Genomic DNA, 25,503 nt, shown 5'->3' with positions numbered 1-25,503 from the left:
CATGTCCAAGGAATTGAAAGAAGGGCTCGCTCGCGTCGAGCAGGAAGCCCACCAGATCGTCGAAGCGGTCGGCCTTCAGAACGAGCAGATCCGCATCACCATCGCCCGCCTCGACGAGATCATCGCCCTGCTCACGCCGAAGGATGACGCCGGCGAGCCGACGCTGAGCGATTTGCTCGCCCATCTGATCGCGCAGAACCGCGAGCAGCTCATCCTCTCTCGGAGAACCTTCGAGCTCCTCGTCGACATGCAGCAAAGCCTCCCGGACAAGACCGTCGAGGCGCTGGAAAAGCGCTTCTCGTCCCTCGCGAAGGCCTGATGGATGATCACTTTCCGCAAGTTCGCCGCAGCGTCCGACGGCAAGCTCGTCCGCATGTATTTCACGGAAGCGAGGCTCGGCCCGCCGCCGCAAGAGCAGGCGACCGAGGCCCTCGGCCAGCAGCAGCTGGAGCCGGGGTCGCGCCTCACCAGCTATTACACGGGCCGCGACGCCGGGCCGGCGTGGCGAGCGGACATGCCGCTCTCCGTCGCACGGGCGCTCGGCATCAATTCTCACCACGCGCCCAAGGGCGAGGAGCTCGACCGGCTCTTCGAGGGAAAACGCGCCGACACGGGAGAGGCCTGGTCCAAGCACAAGCGAGAAATCAGCGGTTACGACTTCACCTTCTCGCCCCACAAATCCGTGACGCTCGCCGCCGAATTCGCGCAGGATCCAGCGGAGGCAGCCGCCATCCGCAACGCCATCTATCGCGCCAATGACGCGGCGATGCGCTATGTAGCGCGCGAAATTGGCTGGGCGCGGCGCGGGCGCGCGGGGGAGAGCGGCGCCGATCCAGGCGCTGTCGGCTGGGTCAGCTTCCGACATTACATCTCCCGTCCGACCCTGCCGGTCCAGGACGGCCGCGAGGGCGCGACCTACCTCCTCGAAGCGCCGATCGCCGGCGATCCCCACGATCACATCCATAATGCGCTGTTCAATTTGGTCGTCACCGGCGAAGGCCATATCGGATCGCTCGACACCCAGCGCCTCCATGCCCGCGTCCATGAGTTCGGCGCCTTCGCCCAGGCCGTCCTCGCCGATGAGCTGCGCATGCTCGGCATTCGCGTCGCCTATGACGATAAGGAGCAAGCCGCCGTCATCCTCGCGATCCCGCAATTCGCCAATGAGGCGTTCAGCAAGAGCACCCATCAGGTCCTACGCAACGCCAAGGCCTTCGCGGCCGGCCAAGGGCTCGATTGGGACGACATCTCCGCGGAAAAGAAAGCCGAAATCCTCCGCGAGGCGGCGGCGGCCGCCCGCCTCGCCAAGCATGGCGAGAAGACCGACCACAAAATCTGGCGCGACCAGGCGGAGGCGATGGGCTGGGAACACTCGACCGTCATGGAGGGCGCGAAGATCGCCGCGCTGTCGAACGATGAGCGGTTCGAGCGGGCCTACGCCTTCGCAGCGAAAAATCTCGCCGAGGAATTCCACACGGCCGCCGTCATCGACCATGATCGTCTTCGCATCCACGCGGCGCGCGCGTTGATCGGGGTGGGCGTCGCCGGCGGCGTCAAGGATATCGACCGGGTCGTCGAGCTGATCGAGCGCAAGGGGATCGATCTTCACGGCGAACACGTCGATCTGGTCGCCGCCTGGGCGAAGCGCGAGAATTCCGAGGACGAGCCGCGACAGGTGCTCCGCGTCACCAATTCCGCGCAGATCCGTGTCGAGGAAAACCTCCGCAGCCACGCCGCCCGCGCGGCGCTCGACACGTCCGGCGCGCTGGCGGCCGGCGACATCCGCCGCGCCATAGAGGCTTCGGGGCTCGATTTCGACAGCGAGCCGGAGCATGGCGCGGCCCAAAAGGCGGCGATCTATGCGCTCGGCCAGGGCGGCGCGCTGTCGCTCCTCACCGGCGTCGCCGGCGCGGGTAAATCCACGCTGCTCCGGCCGCTCGTCGCCGCGTGGAAGGCGGACACCCGCTTCGACGCCGCGGGCCGTGAGCTCGTCGGCGTCTCGACCGCGTGGCGGCAGGCCGACGCGCTGCAGGACGCCGGCATCGCGCAGACCAGGGCGTTGGAGCCGTTTCTCAAATCGGTCGAAGCCGGCGAGTTCGTGCCCACCTGCAACACGATTCTCGTCATCGACGAGATCAGCCAGATCGCGCCGCGGCCGATGCTGCGGCTGCTCGAGCTGCAGGCCGAGACCGGCATGACCATCAAGGCGCTGGGAGACCGCGAACAGGCGCAGGCGATCGAAGCCGGCGACGCGATCGAAATCCTGCGCCGCGCCCTGCCGAAATCAGCGCAGCCGGAACTCCTCACCGCCGTCCGTCAGGTCGATCGGCGCGACCGCCAGATCGCCGGCATGTTCCGCGACTCCGAGGCCCAATCCGCCCTCGCGATGAAGCGCGATGATGGAACGGCCATGCTGGTCGGCGGCGACTTCGACCAGGTCGCCGCAAAGATCGCCGATTTCTATGTCAGCCGACGCGACATTCTCGACGCCGCCGGCTCGAAGCGCGGGATCACGATTTCTGCGCCAACCAATGAGGACGCGGCCGCGATCAGCATGGCAATCCGAAACCGGCTCAAAGCGCGCGGAGAGATCGGCGCCGACGAGACAGTTCACAAGGCGATCGCGCCGCGCGGCGCGAAGGAGCCGCACGCCTTCGACCTGCCGATCGCCACCGGCGACCATCTGCGCCTCTATCGCTACACCTGGGCGAAGATCGACGGCAAGGAAGGCCCGATCGGCTATAACGGCCATGTCGTGAAGGTGGTCGGGAAGACCGCTGGCGGTCTCCTGCTCCAGAACGCCAAGGGCCAGATCGGCGAGGTCGAGTGGCGCCGTCTGACCGATCCCGTCACCAAGCGGCTGATGCTCGGCTTCGGCCATGCGCTGACGATCGACGCCGCACAAGGCGTCACTTCGGACGAGCATATCGACGCCCTGCCGCGCGGCAGCGCGGGCATCACGGCCTTCAAGGCCTATGTCGCGGAAAGCCGCGCCAGGGGAACGACCTGGACGATGATTTCCGAAGCGGCCGTCCATGAAGCCGAGAGGAGAAGCCGCGCGCTCGGCGACGCCAAGCCGATCGAGGCGGAAGACCTCTGGAAGCGGGTCGCAGCCGATATGGCCGCCAAACCCTATAAGTCGCTCGCCCTCGATCTCGTCGAGGCCTGCAGGCAGATGCGAGAGCGGTCGATCGATTCCTTCATCGAGCAGGGCCGCTCGTTTCACCGGCGGCCCGCCGACGCCATGGATCCTGGCCGAAAGGCGCGAGAGCGCGTGCGCTCGAAGATCGCCACGGAAGAAGTTGCGCCCCACATCCGCGATCTCTCCGCCGAGGTCGAGCGAAATGCAGCCCTATTGCGCGAGGCGAAAGAGAACATCGAATCCCGCCTCGACAAGCAGCGCCACGAGCCGCCCTCGCCGGCCCCTTCCATCGATCGGCCCTCGCCATCACCGTTTCGATGAAGCCGGAACCATTCGGTCGACGCAGACGCCACTACATATAGAGTGGCCAGTGCGCGGCGCCGACGCCGCGCTTTTGGCGCACTCTTCCCGTTCGGGAGGGCGAAGGAAAAGCGTCAAGACAGTCAATCGGAGCGAGAGCGGAACCTACGAAAAAAGGCGCAGGACCTTCACGCCAGGGAGCGAGAACGCTGAACCTCATAGAAGTGGCAAAGTTCATATCTCTCACGGACGGGCGCATATACCATACGCTCGCCAGTCGGCTTCATTCCGCAAGCCCTCATCACGGCGATCGACGCAGCGTTTTCCGGTTGCGCCGCGGACTCGATCACGTCGAGATCGAGCAAGCCGAAACCGGCCGCCAATGCTGCCGGCGCAAGTTCCCGCATATAGCCTTTGCCGTGATGCCTCTCACCTAACCAATAGCCCAGAGAACCGCGCCGACGATTCTCTTCGTCCCGGTAGATCATCACCCATCCGAGCACGTCGCCGCTGGGTTTGTCTGTCACGACGAACGGCAGCGCGTCGCCCCTCCGCGCCCACTCGCGGGCGGCCTCGATGCGCGCAATCGCCATTTGGTAAGTAAAAGGGCTGGGCCAATAAGCCAGCCATCGGCTAACTTCCGGCGTCATCATAACGGCGGTCGCGGCGGCATCTTCGGTGGCGACACAGCGCAAGCGGAGGCGGTCCGTCTCCAACGGTTGAAATAGATCGTTCGGCATATCCCGATGATATTACAGGTCGGAGCCGCGGAAAAGCGCTGATGATCGTAGAATATTCCTTCGTTCATCCTTTTGGAAAGGGAGGTCGGCTGCGCTCGAGGAAGTGCTGTCCGCCTGACGCGGGGAGAAGACCTGCGTCTTCGCCGCTTCGGCACTTTCCGAAGCCGTTCCAAAGACGCTCGCCCTGGGCGCAATCCGAAAATCGGCATGCCCGCTCTTGGCGCGTTGGATCATGGTGTTCCAATCGCCGATGTGAGGCGCAGCCACGTCTGTTGCGATTTTCGAGCGCACGCGTTCCCGCGCCTCGGTCGGGAGGGTGATAGGACAGAGAGGCGTATTCGAGCCGCCATCACCTTACCGGTTGGGAAGCCCAGCGCATGACGCCGTCATCGATTGGACTCCACAACGCCGTGCGAACGCCGGTTGCGCGCAGCGCTTCGTTCGTCCAAGCGTTGCAGGTCCGAAACGCGCTGTAATGGCCGCGCGCGGCGTAAAAGACGTCGTTCTGGCCATAGCCGTGGATGACCTCGCGCCGGTCTGCGAACGTCGCATCGATGAAGGCGGAGAGGCGGCGGTATTGCTCGGGAGTGAGTCGCAGCGGACGAACCATCTCACCTGGGCGGACGTCCTCGAGGAGGTCCACATGCACCAGCGTCGACCCCTGCCCCGTCACGGCCTTAAATCCTCGGAGGAGCGAAAACTCCGCCCATGTCGGCGTGTTGAGATAAAAGTCCCGATCGCCCCAGCCGAAAGCGAGCCAGCGTGGCGTCGTCGACCAACCGGGCGCATCGCCCGGGTGGATGCGATTGCTCCAATCGACGCCGGCGGCTTTCGCCGGCACGACAACGCCGGTATGCACGCCATTGGTCTGCACGTAGATGGTTATGCCGCCATCCGGCTCGCGCCAGTCGTCGTTCACCGGCGTGCGGCTCGCGATCGCTGCGACGGCGAGATAGAGCGCAGCCGGAACGATCGGCGCGAGGAGGATGAAGGCGAAGGTCCGCGCAGCGCGGCGCATGGACCGTCTAAACCAGGGTTGCAATCGAGGTATCCTCGAGGGTATGGCTCTCGTCTACGCGAATTCTGCCGGCTTCGAAAAGCATTCCGTCTCACGGGATCAATTGACGCGCCCGTGTCTCCAACCCGCGGCGACCGCCTCTTCCTCCGAGCAGAACCAGCGCTCTCCGGAATTCTGGTCGATTTTGACGCGGGCGTAGAATGGCTCGCCGGGCTTATGGAATATACGTTCGCCACTGCGATTGATGTTTCCTTTGATTTCGCAGTTCGCCGGCGCCGTTGGTTTCGTCGAAGGGGGAACTGCGACCCGTGAGGCGAAAGCGGGGCTGGGAGGAAGGACCGGCTTTGCGGCCGACCAGATTTGCTCGAAACGCGCCTCGAACGTTTGGGCGGCCGCTCGATCGCGGATGACCACGACATCATTATCCTGCTGCTTCATCCCCGACGCGGTGAAATTCGCGGAGCCCGTCCGCAACAGCATGTCGTCGACGGAATAGGATTTCAGATGCATGAAAGGACCGGGCGGGCTCGTGCGCAGGCTCTGCGACAGCTCTCGTAGCCGATCGAGATCGCTCGCCTGACTGGGGTCCAGAACGATTCTGACCACGACGCCGCGTCGATGCGCGTCGATCAACGCGTCGATGACGGGCCAGTCCGTCAGCACATAGGCGGCGAGGTCGATCTTGACGCGCGCGGCGCGCAGAAGCGCTACATCGAGGCGTTCCAGATTCTCAGTGGGCGCATAATGGATTTCAGGGGACTCGGCCGCCGAGACGAATAACGGCAGCGAGAAAGCAAATGCGCCGGCGAGAAGCGACAGCCGAAAGGACATTCGATAATGCTCCCGTCAATCCGAAGGTCTCATGCAACGATTTTCATTCTCACCCGATCGTTCGAAGACCGGAGCGAGCTGTTTTAACGACGCCGGCCTCACGCAGCAAAGTCTGAAGCGCTGCAACGGTGTAGGCGCGTCGCGCTCTCGCGCGCATCAGTGGAATTCCGATCTCGCCGAACACGGCGTCGACGAATATGTCGCGCTCCCGGCGGTGCGGAAGCGCATGCGTCCTGTCGTCCAGCTCGATGGCCGCGATGGGCTCCAGGCTGGCGGAATCGCAAATGACGAAATCGATGCTCTTGCCGAACACCTTGTTCATCGCGGCTCGCCTTTTCGAATTGTTCGCCCTCAGATCGACGTCCACCAGCTCGGCAAGCCGCACCTGCACGAAAACGCGATAGCCCTCGCCGACCGCCTCGTCCAAAACGGCGAGGAAGCGCTTTTCATTGGGCGTCAGAAATCGCCCGCGTCGATAGTCGGGTCGACGCGAGCCGATGAACGCGACGACCGCGAGAATGAGAATGACGACCAGCGCTGCCGCTACGACATGCTCGATATCGATCAGCCGCGTCGACGCCATCACGGGGAAGCCTCCACGCGCCGTCTCGGCGCCGGCCGCCGCGCCGCCTCGGCGTCCGCAGCGATCATCGTCGTGACCGCCGCCAAATCCTCTCGCAGCTTCTCCCGATTTTCCCGGCTGGGCAAGGTCCCCTCGGTCTCCTTTACCGCCGCCTCGATCTTGCCGAGAAGAATCGAGGCCCTCTCTCTGGCGGCCTCTCCATCCTCGCCGATCGCCGCCTCGATCTCGACGATTTTTTCGAAGAGCGCTTTGTCGAAAGGTTCAGCGGGCCGATCGCCGCCCGACGCCTCTCCTTCCGTTCCACGCACCGCCGATTCGAGCATGAGAAGAAGGCGCGTCGCCGCGCCCTTCCTTCCCTCATACGGGGTAAAGGGAACCTCGCCCGCGGCGCGGATCGCCGCTTCGACGCAGGCGTCTCGATCGCCTCCATTCGCCTTCGCGAGACGAAACGCTTCATATATCGCCTTCAGCGTCGGAGGCATGGGCTCGCGGCCGCCGGCGGCGACCATCCCATTCTCGATCCTGGCCGCGATCTCGCGAACCTCGTCGAGCCTCGCCTCGAGCTCGGGGCGGGCGGGTGGAGCGAGAGCCGTCCGCTTGACGAGGGGCTTGGGACCCGCCTTGTCGACATTCGCGTGAAAAACCTTCGCGTAGATGCGGCGGCCGCCGAACAGCATGATCGCCTCGCCTTCGATGAGGCTCTGCAGGTCGCGCCAGTTCACCCGCGACACCTGGCGCACATCGGCCTGGCGGGTGTCGTGATAAACGCCGATGTCGCCGCCGCGAAAGCTCGTCGCCTGCGCCACATCGGTCTTGCCCGAGGTCTCCTCGATCCATTCGCGCGTGCGATTGGCGTCCTGCTGGCGCATCGCCGCGGTCAGATTGGCGTTGCCGAGCAGCGTGTAGGTCTTCTCGCCGAGCCGCGCGAAGATCCCCGAGACCTCCTGAAAGCCGAGCCAGAAGGCGATGTTGAGGCTGCGGCCCTGCGCCATCATCCGGTCGAGATCGCTCGTCGCATAATAGGCGAGCTCGTCCAACACGATATGATAGGGAGCCTCCATTCCGAGCTTCTCCTTCGGCATGCCGAGCATTTGCGCCATCATGCCGCGCAGCGACGTCACCACGATCTTGCCGAGCCCCGCCAATGTGTCGGAGGAATTCTCCAGCGCCGGCAGAGAGACGACCAGAATGCGCCGGTTCAAGACCACGTCGCGCATGTCGATGTCGCCCTGCTCGATCTTGAATATGTGCCCGAGCGAAACGCCGAGCTGGGTGAACATCTCGGTGAAATAAAACCGCGCATAGCCATGCTGCTTGGACGGATCGTCGGACTTTTGCTTGTTGTAGTCGAGGTCCGTGTCATAGCCGGGCAGCTCGCCGAGATAGGCGAGCAGCGGATAGACGACGTCCTGTGGGAGGTCGAGAGCAATGTCCTTCGTCTTGCCGGTCGCGGGGTCGCGCAATTCATAGAGACCCTTGACGGCGAGCTTCCAGATCACGCGCAGCTCGAGCGCGTCCCGGATCTTCTCGATGTCGATCGGAACGCCGGCGTGATCTCTGATCCATGTCAGAACGGGGATCACCGCTCCGATCAAGGCGACGGCGCGGCTGCGGAAGACGCCGTTCGAGTCATTCACGGCCTGCTCGCCGAGTTGGCTGACCACCATCTCGCGGATCGCGTCGGCGTTGCCCGTGGCGAAGGGATTGAAGCTGTTGCTCTCTTTGCTGCCGCTCGCGACCAAGAGATTGAGATGCAGCACATCGTCCTCGCGGCCGAACCGCCGCGCGAGCGCCATCACCTCGCCGAACAATGTGTGGTCGGCCTTGCCGTCGACGAGAACAAAGCCGCTCGCATGGGTCAGCGCATTGGAGACGAAGCCCAAAATCGCGGTCGTCTTGCCGGCGCCGGTCGTTCCTGGAATGGTCGCATGTTGCCGGCCGTCCTCAGCGGTGATCCATAATTCCCGGCCGGAAACGTCGCGGCCGAGATAGATGATGCCGGCCGCCATGCGGGGCGCGCGATTCTTGGGATCGGGATAGTTCCAGTCCGCGACGGCGGCGCTCTTTGGAAGCCGCATCGGCAGATCGACGCGTCGCGTCAGGACGAGGGCCGCGTAGCCGATCGCCGCGGGGACGATGAGATCGACCGACGCGGGTTCGAGCAGCATGAGACCGGCCCCGACGCTGAGCATGGCGCCTGAAAACTCACTCATCAGCGAGCCCCAGACGCGCGTCGACATCGGCCGCAGATCGCGCAGCGCTTGCGCGCCGGAGCGCTCGAAACGCTCCTGCGGCCCCGAAATCTCGCGTGGGATCATAGTGCTCTCCGCGCCGCCGGCGCTCGCGTCATTGCTGCAGGCCGAAGGCGGCCGGACCCGATTGGCTCGCGCCGGCCGGGGTTCCCGGCGCGGGCGTGATCTGCGGGGGCCGCTGCAGGTCGCGAGCGAGCGTTTCGGGCAATGAAGTGGGCGACGCCGTCGCGGCGGACCCTTGAGAAACCGCCGCCTGGTTCACGCCGAAATCTTTTTGCTGAGACGAAACGCTTCCCGCCCGAAAGCCCACATAGCCGACGGCCGACACGCCGAAACCGACGAGGAGCGTCGTGAGCAATGATCGTCTCGTCGGCGCGGCGGACGGGCTGCCGCGTTCGATCTCGTCGTCGACGCGGTCTCGGTGTCCAACCGCACGCGTGACGACCGGCCCGTCCAGATGCACATGAATGTCGACGTGAATATGCGGCCGCTCCGATACGGTCTTCGTCTCTTGCGTGGCAATGGGCTCGTCCATCAGGGCCTCCTCGATCTTTCTGAAACTCATGATCGTTGCGCGCTGCGCGAATGAGAAGGCGTTCCCTCCGCCCAGTGTCAGACCTTCCGAACCGCCGCGAGCGCATTGTCGATCGAGGCGACGCGCAAGGGCGCACCCGCGATCAATTCGGCCGCCCAATGGTCGCGCGCCCCGATCGCTTCGACGAGCGGCGTCGCGTGGAGAAGAGGATCGAACATGTCCGCCGGGTAGCCCAATGAGTGCAGCGCGTACCAGAGCCGCCGATCGACGAGCTTCAGGAAGTTGAACTGCGCCGGCGGCAGAACGCCGCCTTCCGCCCGCGCGGCGAGGAGAACGCTCATAGTCGCGGGGGTGGTGAAGCCATGCGCCGCCATCGTCTTGACCAGTGGCTGGCGCAAATCTCGTTCGCCCAACCATTGATCCGCGCGCTCGATCAGGGCGGTCGGAAAAAGGAGCGCGTGATCGGGACCTGTTCGGCCTTCCTTGCCGATCGGCCCCAGCGCCGACGAGAGATCGCCCAGATAGCGCTGCGCTTCGTCGCGGCGCTGCGCCCGATGCAGCGAAAGCGCCGCCAGGATGCAACGCACATGCGGCGCCGCGTCTCCCGGCTTGCCGCGGACCGAGCCGAGCTGACGCATGAGCTCGGCCCGCGCCGCGGCCTCATTGAAAGCGCCCTTGTCGTCCGTCGCCCAGCGCTCGATCCATTCCGCGCGGGTCAACGCCCGATCGGCGGGACGCGGCTTGCCCGGCGCGATATCGACGAGCCCCAGCCGTCTGCGCACGAAGGCGGCCGGCGTCCGAAAGGATCGCAGCTGCTCGCGCATCAAAGCTTCGAGATCGTGCGGCCGGGAAAAGCGCTTCGCCCCGGCGCGGCTCGCGCAAACGGCGGCGAGAGCCAGAACGACGCCGATCGAGGGCAGCAGAAAGAAGCGCCCGACCTCGCGGGCGAGGCGCAGCAGCTGCGGAAATTTCACCGTCGCGGGATTTGTCGCGAGAAGCTGGGCGTCGGCGACGTCGTAGCGATCCGTGAACAGATGGATAAATGTCATCTGGCCGTGCAGGCCCTGCATGACGATCGCGCTGATCGCGGCGTGCTGCTCCTCCCAGAGATACCAGCCGCCGAAGCCGACGCCGACGACGAAGACGGCGACGCTCATTAAAAAGGCAGCGCCGTCACTCACATTGCCCTGTGACGAGTGCGATACGGACATCACCTCGCTCCAAGGGTGACGGCGCCTTTGTCGGCCGAGGCAATCTCGCCGGCGGCCTGCCGCTGCAGACGCCGCCCCTGCGCCAAGACCAGGCGCAGGTAGGTGGCCTTGTGTCGTTCATTGTGCGAATGATAGAGCCCGATCCCCTCCCAGAGATCGCCATCCGCCTCGTCGAGCGCCTGTCGCAGGATCCACGCCCCGCCTTCGACATTGGCGCAGAATTCGTCGCGAAGAGCGCGATAGGTCGCCTCTCGCGACGCGCGCCAATGTGCAGCCAGCTTCGGCACCCAAATCTGGTTCACCTGCATCGGTCCGATGTCGACCGTGTCGTTGGTGTTCTGGCTCACTTTTCCGAGCCGCCCATTCTCGACATTCAGAAGGATCAAGAGAATCTCGGCGGGGATCGAATGCGTCTTCGAGGCCGCGTCGATGCACTCCTTGACGTAGGCGCCTTTCGCCAGATCATCGGCGGCGCGCGCCGGTCCGCTGATCGCGACGAGGGAGCTAGCGAGAATTGCGAAAAACCGTCTCATTGCCGCTGTTCCTTCCCTCGCCGATCGGTCTCGAAGCGTTCGTTCGAGGCCGCCCAGACGTCGCCGAGCTTCTCCACCTCGATCCCGTTCGGCCCGCAGGCCTGCGAGATCACCTCCATCGTCGCCAACATCGCCATTGTGAATGATCCTGCGTCGATCACGGCGAGGCGATAGCCGAGGAGAGCCCCTTCATCGGGCTGCGTCGTCAGTCCGAACCCCTCCCCTTTCACCTCCCGCCACAAGGCTTCCCCCGTCAGCAGGAACAGCGGCAGCAATCCATCCGCCGCGGCTGCGCTGTCGAATGGTATGGTCACGCCCTCGAACAGCACCGGCCGCCCGCCTTTCCGCAGCAGCTTCTCGAGCACAGCCTCGACATCCGCTATATCCAGGATCATGCCGCCCTCCTGCGCTTCCAGGTCGGGACAGCGGTTCGGATCGGCCCGATCAACATGCGCCGCAGCAGCCGCAACACCGACGAAACCGTGAGGCCCGCCCAGCTGACGACAATGAAAAAGGTCATGCCACCGATCGCTATGTAGAAAGTGAGCCAGCTCCAATAGACGACGAAGACCAGCAGGGGCAGGCAAGCCCGCCCATCCAGAAACAAGATCCGCGTCGGCAGAGCGGTGTTCCGCCACATCAGCCTTCCTCCCTCAATTCGCGGGCCGCCGTCTCCTGGCTGATGCGGCCATCCTGCAAGGCCTTGTCGATCGCCTGCGCAAAAGACTGTCCCTGCTCCTCGATGGCGCGGCGCGTCAGGCCCGGCCATTGCGTCGGGTCCGTCTCCAAAAAGCGATTGCGGAGCTTTCGATCGAAGACCAGGAACTCGCGCAACGCCGTTCGCTTTCCATCCAGGGACCGCGTCAGCCTCTGATTGACGACGAGCCGCAGCGATTGCGCGACGGCGCTGATCAAATTCTCGCGCTCGGCCAAGGGGCAGAGGCTCGCGATGCGCTGCATCGTCAGTGCGACGTCATTGGCATGGATCGTCGTGGTCAGAGCATGGCCGGAGATCGCCGCCTGAATGGCCGCGCTCATCGTCACCGAATCGCGGCACTCGCCGACGATGATGTCGGTCGGCTCGCGTCGCATGCAGCCACGAATGAACTGTTCGAAAGTCGGAAGATCGCGGGGGATCTCGCTCTGATTGATCGTCGAGTTCGGGCTCTTGACGCGATCGAGCAAAAACTCGACCGGGGCGGCGCCTTCGATTATGTCGTAATGCCCGGTCGGGTCGAAAAGTTTGGCGACCGTCATACCGGCGATCAGCGTGGACTTTCCCGAGCCCGTGCCGCCCGACACGATGACCATGCCGTTTCGCGGGCGGAACGCCTCCATGATGCCGGGCTCGACGAGCTGCTCCTCCAGGGATGGCGGCAATCCGGGGATCGGACGCAGCACGATATTGACGGACCTCCGGCTGCCGCGCGTCGAAGTGACGTTGAGACGGTAGCGAAGCCGCTCGGTGCGGCTCAAGGCGATCTCATAGGTCGTATCGAGCTCGCCGCCGCCCTGCATATGCGCCATGCCGTCGGCGCCATAGAGATGATTGACGATCTGTGCGATCTCCGCCTCATCGACCGTCGTGTCGCCGACCCTGCGATTGCGGCTGTAGATCCTCAGCCGAGGGCAGTGCCCCGTCTGAAACGAGACTTTCGACGCTCCCGAGCGATAGGCCCAGGTGAGCAGTGAATCCAAGCCGGGCGCGCTCTTTCTTGGGTCCGCCACCCAGGACAGACCGGCGCTATTCCATGTTTCATCAGCCGACGCGTCCGTCGCTAAATCATGAAGCGTCACGTCTCTCCCTCCCCGAGTGCGCGGTGTTCGTCGAGCCGCTCTCATCCCGCGCTCACCTCGGGCAGGGGCCGTGGCGCTTGGACACCCAGCGCCGCGCATCGGCCTGCAGGCCGGGCTGATCGGTGATACGGACGATCCGATCGCCGGCGCGCAGCTCGTCGCGGCCGCCGTTGACGACGCTATTCTGGAAGGCGACCTTCGGATGCTCGACCAGTCCAGCGCGCAGCAGCACCCGGTACCGCGCCATGCCGACGATATCGCGCTGCAAGCGACCGAGGTCGGAGAGAAAAATCTCCACCGCCTGCTTCTCGCCCTGCGCCCACCCTTCGGCGACCCATTTGTTCCAATAGGCGGCTTCCTGCTCGGTGCGTGGAAGCACGGCGTCATGGGGCCGCGTCGGGGCTTTCCAATTGCGCACGAGATAGGCGCGCCAATTCGGCGGGGCAGAGGCGAGCTGCGCTTCGCGCGTGATCTGATAGACGCAGTCCGTCTCCCGAGCGACCTGCGCATTCTCGCCGAGCGCGAAGGCGAGCTGTCCCTGGGTCACCACCGGCGGGCGCAGCAGGGTCCGGCCGCCGCCGAGCGGCAGCACCACGGAGCCGAAATCATAGCTCTTGTCGAGCGTCGGCTCATAGCGCCGCAGCATATCGTTGATCGCGAAAGATCGCGCCGCCAGGCCGCCTTGCGCCCCGAAGCTCAGCGCCGCCTGATACAGCGTGTCCTCTCGTCCCGGCTCCAGCCCGAGCCCAGGATCGCCCCGCCCGGCGCGCACCGCCTGCAGCGCCTCGAGGGACGGCGGACGTTCGCCTCCGACGACCGCAGGCTCCTGCGACGCTCCGGTGATCGGCTTGTTCAGCGGATTGCCGAGAACATGAGCCGCCGCGTCGATCTCCGCGGGCGAAGGAGCCGGAGGGACAGGATAGACCTTGATCCCTTCGGCGAAAGCCGAGGAAGCGAGAAGGGTCGAAGCCAGGAGCCTCGGGACGAGTTTACGGAGCGTGAGTTTAGACATGATAGATCACCTCGATGCGATGATGCTGCGCATCGACCTGCACGGTCGCGCGGTCGCCCGCGGCGCTGCCGATGGCCTGGAAAATTTCGTAGACGCGCCGGGGGCCGGATTTGATGCCGATCGACACCGACTGAACATTGAACGCAGTGTCGACGACGACGTCGTATCCGACCTCGCCGGCGAGCTTTTTCACCGCGCCTTCGATCGGTCCTTCCCATTCGAAGGCGACGATCTTTTGCAGCTCGGCAGGCACGACGGTAGAGCCTTGACGCGGAGCCGGGCGCATTCGACCGATCTCGCCCATCTCCTTGTCGACGTGGTCGACGCTTCGTCGAAGGGCGATCTCCGCATTCGGCATGCCCGCGACATCGACCGTCGTCGCAACATCATGCGCGCAGCCGCCCAGAATGCTCGACGCCAGTAGTAGGACGAGAACGCGACATGAATGGTTGGCGCTCATATGATCTGCTCCATATTTTTGCGCTATCACGCTATTCGGCGTCGGCGCGAATGACGATGAAGTCTCGGCCGCTTGTCTCGACCTTTGATGAGGCGACGAAGTTCGGCCTCTTCGGCGTTCGCGACCGATTCGGCGTTATCGAGATCGAGGGCTCGGCGATGCTCCATTCGAGCGACGTCGCGCGTCCCCGAGCCGAACATGACGACGCCGTTAGGGCGAAGCTGGATGCGAAAGCTGGGCATGGCGACGCTCCTCGATCACGAAATCAGGCCGAAACGATTCCCCTGCTCTGCGCGAATTTCAAATACTCGGACGCGTGAAAAGAATTGCGCGACTCTAATGAGTCGCCATGACCGAGAACTCCGAGCCGCTATTTTCATATCGGAGCTTGGCGCCGATCCCGCGCGCATCGGACAGCTCGTTCGCCAATTCGTCGACGACGCCGGTTTCCGCGCGCGTGTCGAGCTCGCCCCGCCGCATGCGCTTGGCCTTGCGTTCCTCGATCTCTTTTTCCGCCGATCCGCCCGGAAATATTCTCGCGAGACGCCGCAGCGCCTCCCGAAAGCCGATGCGGTCATAGAGACGATTGCGCAGCGCTCTATCGCCAGGGGTCGTCGACAGAGCCCACAGCTCGATCGGCCCGAGCGTGTTGACGAGCATCTGCTCATATTTGGCGTTGTCCGCATGCAGCACCACCAGGAACGGCGCGCCGGCGGGACCGGGTCCATGAAGGCGGTGGCGGACGATGTCGGCGCTCGCTTCGGAGAGATTGAAGCGCTGCACAATCTCTTCGGCTTCCGCGTCGTCGCCGGCCCGCAGCACGAAGCGTCCCGTCGATTGGCTGACAATCGCGTCGCCCATGTCGCTCAAGCGCTGACTGGCAAAGCCGAGCTGAACATTGTGCTTGGGGCCTTCGCGAACATCGAGCTCGGCTTGCGCGCGGACTTGCGGACTGCCTTGCGTGCGATGCCATTCGTCATAGTCGAGCCGCTTCACCGATTCGTAGATTTCCTGGAAGCGCGGCTGGTGGAAGCCGCGCGCCTCTGCTGGCACGAATGGCAGGTAATCCGGCTTCAGGAAGAAATTGCGCGCGATGATGTGGCGGGCCAGCATATACATCATCTCGGTCTGACGATTGGCCGCCGCCGAGCCGGTCGGCGCGACTTCCGCGAGATCCATGACGATGATCCGCGCCGCCCCGAAATCCAGCCGCGTCGGGCTGTTCAAAGTCGGAAACTTGCGAATGACATCGTAGATATAGCGTTCGAAGAGGTCCGAGGCCTGCTCCGCCGTCATCGCGATGGTGAGCTTGCCGAACATGTCCTTGACCTGGTCGGTTCGCGCGGCTCCGACCAGGTCCTCCAGCACAGGGACGGCGTGCCGTTGCGCCACTTCCGCGAGACGATACTCTCCGGCCGCGCATAGGGCCTGCACCACGTCTCGCCAATGCGGCTCGTCATGATGCAATTCGACGCCGTGTCGCTCGATCGCCGCGTCGATGAGAGGCTCGACGCCTCGCCGATAGCGCTTGGGCGACGCCCCCGGAACATCGGTGCAGAGCCGATAGGCTTCGTCGATCACGATGCCGATCATCTGGGTCATGCCTTCGAAGGGCGTGCTCTGATCCGGCGGCAGCGTGATCAGCGCGAGAAAATTCTGCAAGAAGGCCTTTTCGAGCGGCAGCGGATATGCGCAGCCGACCTGCAGGTCGAAGACGTTGAACTCGAAGCCCGGTGCGAATTGCATGCGCGTGTAGATCGCCTCGTGCCGGCGCTGTGGTCCCAGGGCTTCTTGAATGAGAAGCACGAAGCCTTCTGCCGAATCCCCGATATCGACCTTGCCGATCAGCGGCAGCTTCGCGCCGACCGCCCCGAGCGCCACGGAGCTGAGACAGAGGCCGAGGTTGATCGTATTGGCCAGCACCGATTTTCCCGAACGGGGCGGCGCGACGAATGTGTCGAGCACTTGCGGGCGTTTCGAGCCGCCGGAGGGGTCATAGGGCCACATGGCGCCGTTCGGTTGGCGAAACAGGACGCTGCCTCGGTCCCAGGGTGACGCCGTTCGTCCCCAAGGCAGCATTGCCAGCACGTCTCCGATCAGCGCCACCGACGGCGGCGCTGTGGACGCCAGCGCCAGTCCCGGCACGCTGCTCATGACGCCTTCGAGCGGATCGCCGATGACGGTCGTGCCGCGGCAATTTCCCCAAGCCTCGAGACGCTGCTTCAGCGTCGACAGTCGTAGCCGCAGCTTGCCCACTTCGCCGAACGGAGCCCAGGTCGCAAAGGACGCGCGCAGGCGCACGGCGATATGGTTGTTGTTTTCGCGCTCGCGCTTCAAAAGCTCGAAGGCGCGGGTGATGTCCCGGTTACCGGGGAACATCCACAGAAACTGCGCGCCAGCGCTTTTCAGGAGCATGTCCGAATTGCCGCCGCCCTCGATCACGAAGGAGACGCGCCAAGGGACGCGATCCTGCCCGAGCCGCGACGACAGCTCGACGAATGGACGGGGATCCTCCGGTCCCATCGTCATATCGACGCAGCCATAATCATAGAGGCCGATCTCCACGCGTTGCCCGTCATGGACGACGGCGTCGGAGTCGAAGAAGAGATCACGGATCGCCGGCCACATCAGCGTCTCCAGGATCGGACGCTCGTCCTTCTCATCCGGCCAGCGCGGGCGAAAGGCGTCGCCGACCAGGGTCGGCCTCCAGGCCGAGCCCACCGTCTCGCGATACATAGCCTCGCGAGCGACGATGAGAGCGTCATGGGCCGAGATTTCCGTCGCGGCGACATCGAGCCCTTTCAACGACGACACGACGCGCGAGACGAAGCCGGTGTGTCGCGCCGCCATGACGTCGCTACGCAAATAGTATTTCTGGGCGTCGCCGATGTTCGGGCACTTCTTGGCCAGCGCCGCCTGCTCCTCCTTCATCTGCTTGCGCTCTTCCTTGGTGAGCGTCGTGGCGCGCGTCCACAAGATGAAATACGCCGCCTCCCAGCGCATCATGCCGGTCCAGAGCTTTTTGCGTTCCTCGAAAATATCGCCCAGGTCCAGCCCGATTTCCTTGGCGATCTCCCGGCAGGCGGACATGTTCACGCGGTCGATCTCGACGGCCGCGAGATCTGGATCGGAGGCGTACCATCCGACGATGGCGTGTCCCCTGTTCTCCAGCGTTCCCGAGATGTCGATGCGCATGGCGTTGGCCAAGCGATCGATATCGGCCCGCGTCGACATGCGGCGCATCCCGCCGAGACGAAGGAAGCTCACATAGTCGCCTTGCTTGGTGACGAGCGCGTCGCCATGCGCGGCTTCGATATCGCAAAAGCTGGCGAGCGGCTGCTTCGCCATCAACGACATTGCGGCGAGCCCGCGAGATATCCAATGGAGCATTATCTATCTCCTCAAAATCGAAGCGAGCCTCTCCTTGACGAGCAAGCGCGGATAAATGTCGTAGCCGTCGACAAAAAAGCGGCCGAGCGATAGCAAGCGCGCGCCGCCGAGCAGCTCGTGGCGACGGGCGTAGGAATTCGGCGATACGAACGACAGAGCTTCGGCGAGATCGCGCGGTGAAGACGTGCCGAGGCGCTGCTTCGCGATCACACTGCGCTCGACGAGGGCGGCATAGGCCGAGCTCGCGGCGAGCAGATCGCCAGGACTGTTCGGTGGAAGGGGATCGAGAGGCCATGACACGGGTTTCCCGTGTCTCGCGAAAGACGAATGCACGCGATGCACGAGCGCATTGACGGCGCCCTGCGTGAACTCCGGCATCCAGATCAGGATGGCCTCGCGATCGATTTCGGGGCGTTCGAGATTTTGAGCGAGGCAGCACAGCGCGCAGCCACATGACCCATCGGAAGTTTCCGATCGCCCTTCGCTCCGGTTCGTGATCTCGCATCCACAATGCGGGCAGCGATCGGCGAATCCTCGTGCGCGCGGCTGCGCCATTGCGAAAGCAGGCCGCGACCCATTGCTTATTGCCGCTAGTGAAAGTGGGAGCATCGCGCCGCGCCGATCTTCAAAAACTGATGCACCCTCGCCGGTCTCCGGCTTTGCGACCGAACCACCGGCGAGGACCAATTGTCCCCTGCGCCTCGCCGCGTTACGCCGGCGAGGAACAGGAGAGCATTGAGCATCACTGGAAGGTGATGACGCCGGCCTGGTCGGTCACTTTCGCGCCCGCGCCAGTGGTCGTGTAGGAGGCCTTCTGAATCCACGAGCCGCCAGCGACGAACAGGCCGGTCAGCACGAGACCCGTAAGACCGGCCGCGACTTTCCCGCTCTCGCGGTTTTCCGGTTGACGCGACTGCCACAGGAACCAGACGCCGGCGACGAAGGTCACCAGAGCGGCGACATACATAGCGGTCGAGCCGGCGAAGCCACCGGCGGTCGAGAACTCCTTCGAAATGCTCTGCACCTGCGAGCCGAGCGTCTGGCCGGCGGCCTGAGCAAAGGCGCTCGTCGCTCCGAGAGAGACGGAGAGCGCCGCGCCGGCGAGCAACGACGACACATGGGATTTGATTTTGGCGATGGTGTGCAAGTTCATCTCCTTCGATTGAGAGAGCGCCTCACGCCCTCGAAAAAAAGTTTCGGGCGAAGATGCGCGAATATCGAGCGTCGCGTTTGCGCGCCGAAAATATTTTTTTCACCTATCGCTGCCGAGCGCAGAGATGGGCGATCACGAACAGCCACACGCCGGGGTTCATCGCGATCCCCCAAAACAAACCCTTCGCGACCTTCTCGCACATGGTTGTTCCGGGCGCCGCGAGGCGATGGAGGAAGCGCCTCATTGCGGGCCTGCGAGGAGAAGCACGCTCATTCCGGCGAGGCCGACGCCGACCGCCGGAACCATTGCGATGTCGGCCAGCCCGTATCGTCCGGCGTTGATGAGAAATAGCCGCGCCCAACGGGCTATGGCCCAAAGATAAACGGCGCAGCTCACCAGCGCCGCCAGCCCGAAATAGAGCCCCATCGCTGTGGCGAATTGTTCCGCGAGCGCTTGCTTCTCGGCGAGGTCGAAGACAGTCGATGCCGACAATCCGAGACCCGCCATCGAAAACAACCACGAATAGAACAACGCCCAACCGACCAAGGTGATAACGATTGGAAGCTGCTTCAGCCTCTCGACAGTCTGCATGCTTTTTCTCCGCAATGGAGCGCCGGATTGGAATCGACCGATGTTCTCGACGGATCAGGTTCGAAACACGGAAACCAGCCATGTCGCGATGGTCACGACATTGATGAGCATGATCCCGAACATGAACTGCACGCCACAACCGCCGGGGCTACGATTGCTGCGGCCCGCGATCACCGCATTCCAGGTCAGCATCGCAAAGAAGCAGGACATCGCGCCGACGGCCTGGAAGAACCCCTGGAACAGCGTCACGATATTAACGACGGAGTCGCCAGGAGTTTGTCCCAACAGATTCCCGTTGACCGTCGGCGCCGTGTAGCTCGTCAACGCCCCGATCGACACTTGCAGATTGGTTCCGGCCGTATTGTTCGCCATCGTCAGGATCGACGGAAACGACGCGAAGGCGCCAGAGAGGACGAGCGCCACGAACGGAACCCAGGGACGGCCGCGATAGGGATTGTGGCTCTGTGATTGTGTCCAGAATCCCCATCCGGCCGACATGAACAGCGCGAGCGCCGTCAGATAGCAAAAGGTCGGCAACAGAATAGCGATCGCGTTGCCGATCTCTCCTGCGAAATTGACCAATCCTTGCACGTTCAGCCCCCTCTATCGAATGCCTCGAAGCCGACCCGCTCAGCGGATCGGCCCCTTCTCCGTCTGCACGACCCATTCGGTTCCGCGCTGGCTGATCTTGGTGACGCGGCCATAGCCCGGCACATGCGCTCCGATCCCGATTTGCAGCGGGGCGATCTCGTCACCACTGCGATCGAGCTCGGACAGCATGGCGAGGCCCGGCGACGCTGCCTGCACACGATATCGGGCGGGCGGAGTGGGACTGTCGGGCTCGTTCTTCGTCGACAAGGACGCCGGGACGACGCCCTTCATCGCGGCCGGCCGCGTGGGCGGGGGCGCGACGGGCGGGCTCGCTTGTTCCGGCGGCGATGTCGGAGTGGCTTTCGCCGCGTCGAGCGAGCGTTGGGCCTCGCCGAGGTTCAGCCGGCGCTCGAAATCGTTCAGCTTCGCCTCGATCGCGCGCGCCATTCTCTTGTCGCTGTCCTGCAGAGTGGCGATTTCCTCCCTGGTGCGGCGCAGCAATGTCGAGAGCTCGGTGATCATGCCGAACAGTCTCGTTTCCATCTCCAGCTGCTTCTCTTCCGCCTTGACAGGCGCGTCCGGCGGCAATGACGCGACGCGCCGGGCTCCGTCCTCTCTCGCCTTCGCGGCGGGCTCGCTCGTGGTGTCGGGCGCCGCGAAAGCGACCGGGGCGGCGACTGAAACGGGCAGCGTCGGCGCAGCCGTCGCCTTTACGGCGACGACAGGCGCGGCTTTCGGCGCCTCGCGGGCCGCCGGCGAAGCCCGCACGCCGACTTCCGAGACGACGGAGGGCGAGGCGGAAGCGGGCGCGGCGACCGCGAGCGGCCCCGTAGACGCCTTGCGAGCGTCCTCGGGAGTCCAGAACGCCCTGACCTCCTCTTTGATCTTCTGAGGAGGAGACTCCGCCGGAATTTCCAACACGGGCTCGCCGCGCTCATTTGGCGGCACGGAAGCGAGCTTCGACGCCGGAGCTATCAGCCCGGCGTCGGCGCCTTTCTCCGCCACCCCGCCCTCGACGCCTCCGCCATTCGGCCAAAGAGCGACGGCGGCAATGGTCGCGGCGGCGACAGCCGCGAGGGAAACCGACGTCACGAGCTTGTAGCGTTCGAACGCATCCCAACCTTTTGTCCGCGACTTCATTGCTTCAACGCGCAGCGTCTGATCGGGCTCGGCGAGGTGGGGGGCGTCCATGTCGGCGCCCGAAAATGGCGGCTCCTCCTTCTCCGCCGTCTCAGCGGGCTTTCGTCGGGGACCGAGGAATTCCGTGCGGATGCGCGCGAAGCTGGTCGCGATCGACGCGGCCAGCGTTTTCTTGTCAGAGCCCTTTTCCTCCTCGGACGAGGGCTTGCTCGACGCCATCTCGGCATCCGGCTCCGGTAGGCCCAGCGCGAGCCCTTGGGATTCATCACTGTCGACGAAATCGAGATTGGCGGCGACATCGCTCATTGGTCTTCTCCTACTTCGTGTTGAGGCTCGCGGGATCGACGCTCGCCGTCTCCGGCGCCGCGGCGACATTGGACAGGAAGATGACGCCGACGCCCGCATTGGCGGCGAGGAAGACGGTTGCGCCCTTCGGCGTTTGCTGTTGCAGCGTCTGTCCGATCTGCGCGGCCGCCGCGCCGCCGGCGATGCCCGCCTGCTGTCGGAAATCCAGCTTGCCGTAGCTCTGGATCATGCCGCCGTACGGCGTGTAGCCGATCGTCGAATTCGAAAGCGCGATCGCCTGTCCGAGTCCGGCGACGAATGCCGCCGCCGTCGGCAGCGCGAAGCGCTCGATGTAATGCTGATCGACGCTGGTCGCGACGGCGGTCTCCATGCTGTCCGGCGCGATCACCAGACCTTGCACATTGATCGTTTGACCGTGGTGCTCGACCGAATTGATCCGCACGATGAGCCGCTCGGTGTCGCCGAACAGCGCGCCGACCGCCTGGTTCTTGGAGAAGGTTCCGATCATGCGATCCCCTGCCAGCGGTCCCGTGTCCGCCTGCAGGACGATCGGCCCTCCGGTGTCGGAATTGACCGAGAGCACCGTATGGGCGTAGACGCCGCGCCCCGCCGGGACCAACACCGTCTCGGCGGGGGAACGCTGCTGTGGTTGTGTAGGCGACGTCGGACGAGGATTTGCGGCGCGCTGTTCGGTGCGCCCGCTCTGTCCCGGCGCGAGATCGTCCCGAACATCGATCGCCGGCGCGAGCACCACATCCGTGCGCGGCGGCCGTCCTTCCCACTGCTTGAACAGATCGCCCACCGCCTGCTTGAATTGCTCGTCGTTCGCTCCCGCGCCCGCGTTCGTGCTCGCAGGATCGTTGGCGGCGACCTGTTCGACGCGCGCTTCCTCTTGCGGTCTTTCGGGAGGGACGTAGAGCGGTGCCGGTTCGGGGATCGGAACCACCGCGGGCGCCGGCGGCGGCTCCGCCGCGGCGATCTCCTCGGGATCGCGCCGATCGACGAGCCGCAGCGGCGCGGCCGCAGGCAAGGGCGGCGTATAGGACGCCCCCGACGCGAGCGCTCTGTCCGCCTGCGTCTGCGCATGACGCTTCAGCAGCGCGTCCTGCGCCGGATTGCTGTGCATGCCGCCCGGCAGCGGATCGACCTCCGGCATTTTGGCGACCGACGACTCGGGGAGAGTCGGATGCGAGATCGACGAGACGGCGACGAGAAGCGCGGTCATCGACACGCTGACCACGGCGATCGTGACGACCCGAGCCGGGCCGCCCCTCCCGCCTCGATTGAACTCTCGTAGCTGCGACAGCAGCGGGATCTTGGAAAAAAGGTCGGACATTCAATCCTCCGTCAAAGAGGCCGAAACGGTGCGTCCCTGATGGGAGAGCAGCACGACCGGCGTCGCGGGCAGCTGGTAGACGGTGAGGCCCCCTTCGGCGGCCTCGGACGCCGTCCATTCCGGGGAGATCAATGTGAGACGCGTGCGCAGATAGACGCGATCTCCGAGCCGCCAGGCGCGCAGCTCGTCCGGAGACACGCCTCGAACCGACAGAGGCGTCGCCTCGGCGGGTGGAACGCCGTCGAGCATGGCGGTGAGGAAAGGGGCGGCCGTGTCGGGCGCGCTCGCGCGCACGGTCCCCGCCTTCGCATTCGGGCCGCGTTCCGCCACCTGGATCGAAATATCGGCGTCGTAGCGTCCGCCGCCGCCGATCAACAGGAAGCTGATCGGCTTCGGAGCGCCCTGCAGCGTCACCACCAGACCGCCGCGCGGCTGCAGCGACATCGGCGTGATCTCCAGGACATTCGATCCCTTCGCCGGCGTGCAGACATAAAAGCCGGTGGCGGCGACCGCGGGGCCGCTGGCGTTCTGGCCCGTGTTGCAGTTCCCGCCATCCGTCACGGCCGCGGGATTGGAGTTCGTGTCCCATTGGATCGGCCATGGCTCGCCGGTGCGGTCGAAGAAGGAGATCGCCGTCGGATAGCCCTTGACCGTCTGGATGATGTTGACCGCCTGCCCCGGCGCGAAAGACACATTCACGCGTCGGCTCGCCGGGGCCGCGAACTCGGTCGTCGCCTGCTCCTGCGCGCGCTTGTTGTCGCCGAACCGCTTGCCCAGTTCCCGGATCATTCCGGGCGTCAGCGGGATGAGGTTCGCGGCTCGATCGGCCGATCCCGACGCCTCGACGCCGCCGCCGTTCCCGGTTCCAGGGAGGCCCGCCGATTGTTGCGCCAGAGTGGGGAACGCAGTCGACAGCAGGACGGCCGCCGCGCCGCATAATGTTTTTCTGTGCTGCATCTTTTTGTCCTCATTGCTATTGGCGAACCGCCACGAGCTCGTCGATTTCCAAGCCGTCCGGGCGATCCTCGGCGTTCGTTCTCGCGACGAGCGCTTTGATCACGAGATTTTGCGTGATGTTCTGCTGGCTGTTCTGGCAGGTCTGCACGATCGGAACTTGGATGCGGTAAGCGAGCGCTCCAGCGATCGTGGCGACTTCGCTGATGACGGCGGCGCGCTGCGCTTGCGCATAGCAGAGCAGCATCGACCGCTTCATCGTGTCGAAATTCTTGGTGTCCATCACGCTGGTGGCGAAACCGTTCCAGCCGCGCTTGGAGAATTTTCGACTCGCAGCGGAGAGCTGCTGCGGATAATCATTGTAATTGATGTTGTAGGGCGCGAGCGCGGCGCGCGTCGACCAATCGAGCAGCTGCGCGTCATCGACGATCGGCGTGTCGAGCGCCGTCAACTCTCGGGTCTTCCGTCCGTCGATCACGAAGTATTTCGGGGTCGGAGGATGCGTCCACAAATACACGTCATGCGCGATAAAGGCCGTCGTCAGCAGCGACAGTCCGAGCGCGAGTCCGATGGACCTCGATAGAAGAGACGCCTGAAAATCCGGATCGGACAATCGGCGGTTGATCGCGGCGTGTTCGTTTTGCATGAAGCCGTCCCTCTCGAAAAGATTCGACGTTGTCGATCATCGAAAGGATGTGCGCGAATGAGAATCGACAAATTGTGTGACCACAAAATTTCGACGAACGACGTCGACGTCTCTCGCCAAGCGCGCGCTACGACAATGCGTCACGAAATGCTGCGTCGCAATCGTCGCGATCGAGCGACACGTTCGCCCGGCGAATCGCGGGACGCGCGCCCCTGCGCGCAACGGCTCACGCGTAGCGCTTGCCGTTCGCACAGGAGAGTGCGTGCAAGTGTAGTCAGCTCTATCGAGAGGCTGTCGCAGACGAAGTCTATATCGTGAAGTCGAACGGCGTCGAAAGGCAAGGAACGGCGGACACGCTCACGCCTTTGCGAACCTCGATCCCGGTCCACCACGGCTCGTGCTTCAATTTGTGATAGTCGGGTACTTCGGCGTTCTTCGCGCTCTTTTCTTTCGCTCCTAGCGCTGCATTTCGTCTTCTCTCGTTGCTCTGGTCCACGGAGTTGGAGCGATGGTCTCCGGACGCACGGAATATCAAGCAACGCGACACGCCCCCCGCTTTCGGGGGCCGCACCTTCAAGGTGTCCTCGTATCGCTGCCGATCGAAGGTGGAGCTGGTCGCGCCCTTTGAGCTGAGATGCATCCGAGACACCTGACTGCCTATGCACGAAAGGCTCAATCCCGTCGCGGCTTTGATCGCGGCCTTGCTCATTCCGCCCAGCAGCGCGACAGCCACGCCAATCTTCTGCTCGATCCCGCGACAGCGAACGATATCCACATCGCGCGGCAGTCGATTCCTTTTGAAGTCCTCGATCGCCGCATGCCACTCGGGATGCATCTCGGCGGACAATGTCCACGGCTTCGCTTGTCCCGGAATGGGTCGCTTTTTTCCTTTGGCGTCGGTGAGCCGCCCTTCGGTCTGCGGCGCGGAAGGGCGATCGGAATGAGACATGGTGACCTGCCCCTGAAAAATCCCACCAGCATC

At 64.3% G+C, this 25,503-nt stretch carries 26 protein-coding genes; 3 read left to right on the top strand and 23 right to left on the bottom strand.

Annotated features, from left to right (window positions below):
• Window position 1: 1 nt before the first annotated feature.
• Window positions 2-319, top strand: a complete 318-nt coding sequence (locus METLW3_RS0122685; RefSeq protein ID WP_024882034.1) for a hypothetical protein — start codon at window positions 2-4, stop codon at window positions 317-319.
• Between the two features lie 3 nt (window positions 320-322).
• Window positions 323-3,463 (top strand): MobF family relaxase, encoded by a 3,141-nt coding sequence (gene mobF, locus METLW3_RS0122680; protein WP_024882033.1) that lies wholly within the window; start codon window positions 323-325, stop codon window positions 3,461-3,463.
• 167 nt (window positions 3,464-3,630) lie between these two features.
• Here the strand turns inward: mobF and METLW3_RS27140 are convergent, their stop codons facing one another.
• On the bottom strand, window positions 3,631-4,137 hold the full coding sequence (locus METLW3_RS27140) for a GNAT family N-acetyltransferase (protein ID WP_198022869.1): 507 nt from the start codon (window positions 4,135-4,137) through the stop codon (window positions 3,631-3,633).
• Window positions 4,138-4,254: 117 nt separating this feature from the next.
• On the opposite strand from METLW3_RS27140, the gene METLW3_RS29315 reads away from it, so the two are divergent.
• Window positions 4,255-4,563: an HU family DNA-binding protein gene (locus tag METLW3_RS29315; protein ID WP_245291572.1), complete on the top strand. Its 309-nt coding sequence runs from the start codon at window positions 4,255-4,257 to the stop codon at window positions 4,561-4,563.
• On the opposite strand, the gene METLW3_RS0122670 is transcribed toward METLW3_RS29315, so the two are convergent.
• The 22 genes from METLW3_RS0122670 to METLW3_RS0122555 form a co-directional block, all read right to left on the bottom strand.
• Window positions 4,532-5,224, bottom strand: coding sequence for a TIGR02117 family protein (locus METLW3_RS0122670; protein WP_198022867.1), 693 nt, complete (start codon window positions 5,222-5,224; stop codon window positions 4,532-4,534). The genes METLW3_RS29315 and METLW3_RS0122670 overlap by 32 nt on opposite strands.
• Window positions 5,225-5,299: 75 nt before the next feature.
• Complete coding sequence (locus METLW3_RS0122665) at window positions 5,300-6,031, bottom strand: phospholipase D-like domain-containing protein (RefSeq protein WP_024882030.1); 732 nt, start codon at window positions 6,029-6,031, stop codon at window positions 5,300-5,302.
• A gap of 49 nt (window positions 6,032-6,080) precedes the next feature.
• Window positions 6,081-6,614, bottom strand: a complete 534-nt coding sequence (locus METLW3_RS0122660; RefSeq protein ID WP_024882029.1) for a DUF2726 domain-containing protein — start codon at window positions 6,612-6,614, stop codon at window positions 6,081-6,083.
• Window positions 6,614-8,932 (bottom strand): TraM recognition domain-containing protein, encoded by a 2,319-nt coding sequence (locus tag METLW3_RS26320; protein WP_024882028.1) that lies wholly within the window; start codon window positions 8,930-8,932, stop codon window positions 6,614-6,616. Before METLW3_RS26320 ends, METLW3_RS0122660 begins: the two co-directional genes overlap by 1 nt.
• 28 nt (window positions 8,933-8,960) lie before the next feature.
• Entirely contained in the window at window positions 8,961-9,401 is a 441-nt protein-coding gene (locus METLW3_RS0122650; protein ID WP_198022865.1) for a hypothetical protein, read from the bottom strand.
• Between the two features lie 77 nt (window positions 9,402-9,478).
• Entirely contained in the window at window positions 9,479-10,612 is a 1,134-nt protein-coding gene (locus METLW3_RS26315) for a hypothetical protein (protein WP_157516657.1), read from the bottom strand.
• Entirely contained in the window at window positions 10,612-11,145 is a 534-nt protein-coding gene (locus tag METLW3_RS26310) for a lytic transglycosylase domain-containing protein (protein ID WP_024882025.1), read from the bottom strand. Before METLW3_RS26310 ends, METLW3_RS26315 begins: the two co-directional genes overlap by 1 nt.
• Entirely contained in the window at window positions 11,142-11,540 is a 399-nt protein-coding gene (locus tag METLW3_RS0122635) for a hypothetical protein (protein WP_024882024.1), read from the bottom strand. The genes METLW3_RS26310 and METLW3_RS0122635 overlap by 4 nt, the downstream gene beginning before the upstream one ends.
• A complete protein-coding gene (gene icmT / locus METLW3_RS0122630) occupies window positions 11,537-11,785 on the bottom strand; it encodes an IcmT/TraK family protein (RefSeq protein WP_024882023.1) in 249 nt (82 codons plus the stop codon). The genes METLW3_RS0122635 and icmT overlap by 4 nt, the downstream gene beginning before the upstream one ends.
• A complete protein-coding gene (locus METLW3_RS0122625; protein ID WP_024882022.1) occupies window positions 11,785-12,843 on the bottom strand; it encodes an ATPase, T2SS/T4P/T4SS family in 1,059 nt (352 codons plus the stop codon). Before METLW3_RS0122625 ends, icmT begins: the two co-directional genes overlap by 1 nt.
• A gap of 151 nt (window positions 12,844-12,994) precedes the next feature.
• A complete protein-coding gene (locus tag METLW3_RS0122620) occupies window positions 12,995-13,954 on the bottom strand; it encodes a type IV secretion system DotC family protein (protein ID WP_036310139.1) in 960 nt (319 codons plus the stop codon).
• On the bottom strand, window positions 13,947-14,414 hold the full coding sequence (locus tag METLW3_RS0122615) for a DotD/TraH family lipoprotein (protein ID WP_024882020.1): 468 nt from the start codon (window positions 14,412-14,414) through the stop codon (window positions 13,947-13,949). Before METLW3_RS0122615 ends, METLW3_RS0122620 begins: the two co-directional genes overlap by 8 nt.
• A gap of 336 nt (window positions 14,415-14,750) precedes the next feature.
• Complete coding sequence (locus tag METLW3_RS0122605) at window positions 14,751-17,804, bottom strand: secretion protein (RefSeq protein ID WP_024882018.1); 3,054 nt, start codon at window positions 17,802-17,804, stop codon at window positions 14,751-14,753.
• A 3-nt stretch (window positions 17,805-17,807) separates the two neighbouring features.
• Window positions 17,808-18,104, bottom strand: coding sequence for a hypothetical protein (locus tag METLW3_RS28540; RefSeq protein WP_157516656.1), 297 nt, complete (start codon window positions 18,102-18,104; stop codon window positions 17,808-17,810).
• Window positions 18,105-18,546: 442 nt separating this feature from the next.
• Window positions 18,547-18,951, bottom strand: a complete 405-nt coding sequence (locus tag METLW3_RS0122595; protein ID WP_084484949.1) for a hypothetical protein — start codon at window positions 18,949-18,951, stop codon at window positions 18,547-18,549.
• Window positions 18,952-19,197: 246 nt separating this feature from the next.
• Window positions 19,198-19,548, bottom strand: coding sequence for a hypothetical protein (locus tag METLW3_RS0122585; RefSeq protein WP_024882015.1), 351 nt, complete (start codon window positions 19,546-19,548; stop codon window positions 19,198-19,200).
• A 54-nt stretch (window positions 19,549-19,602) separates the two neighbouring features.
• A complete protein-coding gene (locus METLW3_RS0122580) occupies window positions 19,603-20,139 on the bottom strand; it encodes a hypothetical protein (protein ID WP_024882014.1) in 537 nt (178 codons plus the stop codon).
• 39 nt (window positions 20,140-20,178) lie between these two features.
• Window positions 20,179-21,585 (bottom strand): hypothetical protein, encoded by a 1,407-nt coding sequence (locus METLW3_RS0122575; protein WP_024882013.1) that lies wholly within the window; start codon window positions 21,583-21,585, stop codon window positions 20,179-20,181.
• A gap of 10 nt (window positions 21,586-21,595) precedes the next feature.
• Window positions 21,596-22,921, bottom strand: a complete 1,326-nt coding sequence (locus tag METLW3_RS27135) for a DotG/IcmE/VirB10 family protein (RefSeq protein ID WP_024882012.1) — start codon at window positions 22,919-22,921, stop codon at window positions 21,596-21,598.
• Window positions 22,922-23,878 carry a DotH/IcmK family type IV secretion protein gene (locus tag METLW3_RS0122565; RefSeq protein WP_024882011.1) on the bottom strand — a complete coding sequence of 319 codons (957 nt, stop codon included), beginning with the start codon at window positions 23,876-23,878 and terminating at the stop codon, window positions 22,922-22,924.
• A gap of 16 nt (window positions 23,879-23,894) precedes the next feature.
• Window positions 23,895-24,521, bottom strand: coding sequence for a DotI/IcmL/TraM family protein (locus METLW3_RS0122560; protein ID WP_024882010.1), 627 nt, complete (start codon window positions 24,519-24,521; stop codon window positions 23,895-23,897).
• A gap of 307 nt (window positions 24,522-24,828) precedes the next feature.
• Window positions 24,829-25,470, bottom strand: a complete 642-nt coding sequence (locus METLW3_RS0122555) for a hypothetical protein (RefSeq protein WP_024882009.1) — start codon at window positions 25,468-25,470, stop codon at window positions 24,829-24,831.
• Window positions 25,471-25,503 lie beyond the last annotated feature (33 nt).

This window comes from Methylosinus sp. LW3, assembly GCF_000527115.1.
In the GTDB taxonomy this organism is placed as follows: domain Bacteria; phylum Pseudomonadota; class Alphaproteobacteria; order Rhizobiales; family Beijerinckiaceae; genus Methylosinus.
The sequence above is the reverse complement of the archived record's forward strand: the minus strand, read 5'-3'. Positions and strand labels throughout refer to the sequence as shown.

Bases quoted from the DNA above. Each gene is read 5' to 3' on its own strand.
- METLW3_RS0122615 (WP_024882020.1), bottom strand. From the start codon at position 14,414: ATGAGCGCCAACCATTCATGTCGCGTTCTCGTCCTACTACTGGCGTCG.
- METLW3_RS26320 (WP_024882028.1), bottom strand. From the start codon at position 8,932: ATGATCCCACGCGAGATTTCGGGGCCGCAGGAGCGTTTCGAGCGCTCC.
- METLW3_RS0122605 (WP_024882018.1), bottom strand. From the start codon at position 17,804: ATGCTCCATTGGATATCTCGCGGGCTCGCCGCAATGTCGTTGATGGCG.
- METLW3_RS0122575 (WP_024882013.1), bottom strand. From the start codon at position 21,585: ATGAGCGATGTCGCCGCCAATCTCGATTTCGTCGACAGTGATGAATCC.
- METLW3_RS0122665 (WP_024882030.1), bottom strand. From the start codon at position 6,031: ATGTCCTTTCGGCTGTCGCTTCTCGCCGGCGCATTTGCTTTCTCGCTG.
- METLW3_RS0122660 (WP_024882029.1), bottom strand. From the start codon at position 6,614: ATGGCGTCGACGCGGCTGATCGATATCGAGCATGTCGTAGCGGCAGCG.
- METLW3_RS0122620 (WP_036310139.1), bottom strand. From the start codon at position 13,954: ATGTCTAAACTCACGCTCCGTAAACTCGTCCCGAGGCTCCTGGCTTCG.
- METLW3_RS0122585 (WP_024882015.1), bottom strand. From the start codon at position 19,548: ATGCAGACTGTCGAGAGGCTGAAGCAGCTTCCAATCGTTATCACCTTG.
- METLW3_RS0122685 (WP_024882034.1), top strand. From the start codon at position 2: ATGTCCAAGGAATTGAAAGAAGGGCTCGCTCGCGTCGAGCAGGAAGCC.
- METLW3_RS0122560 (WP_024882010.1), bottom strand. From the start codon at position 24,521: ATGCAAAACGAACACGCCGCGATCAACCGCCGATTGTCCGATCCGGAT.
- icmT (WP_024882023.1), bottom strand. From the start codon at position 11,785: ATGTGGCGGAACACCGCTCTGCCGACGCGGATCTTGTTTCTGGATGGG.
- METLW3_RS26315 (WP_157516657.1), bottom strand. From the start codon at position 10,612: ATGTCCGTATCGCACTCGTCACAGGGCAATGTGAGTGACGGCGCTGCC.
- METLW3_RS26310 (WP_024882025.1), bottom strand. From the start codon at position 11,145: ATGAGACGGTTTTTCGCAATTCTCGCTAGCTCCCTCGTCGCGATCAGC.
- METLW3_RS0122565 (WP_024882011.1), bottom strand. From the start codon at position 23,878: ATGCAGCACAGAAAAACATTATGCGGCGCGGCGGCCGTCCTGCTGTCG.
- METLW3_RS27135 (WP_024882012.1), bottom strand. From the start codon at position 22,921: ATGTCCGACCTTTTTTCCAAGATCCCGCTGCTGTCGCAGCTACGAGAG.
- METLW3_RS0122650 (WP_198022865.1), bottom strand. From the start codon at position 9,401: ATGGACGAGCCCATTGCCACGCAAGAGACGAAGACCGTATCGGAGCGG.
- mobF (WP_024882033.1), top strand. From the start codon at position 323: ATGATCACTTTCCGCAAGTTCGCCGCAGCGTCCGACGGCAAGCTCGTC.
- METLW3_RS0122635 (WP_024882024.1), bottom strand. From the start codon at position 11,540: ATGATCCTGGATATAGCGGATGTCGAGGCTGTGCTCGAGAAGCTGCTG.
- METLW3_RS0122555 (WP_024882009.1), bottom strand. From the start codon at position 25,470: ATGTCTCATTCCGATCGCCCTTCCGCGCCGCAGACCGAAGGGCGGCTC.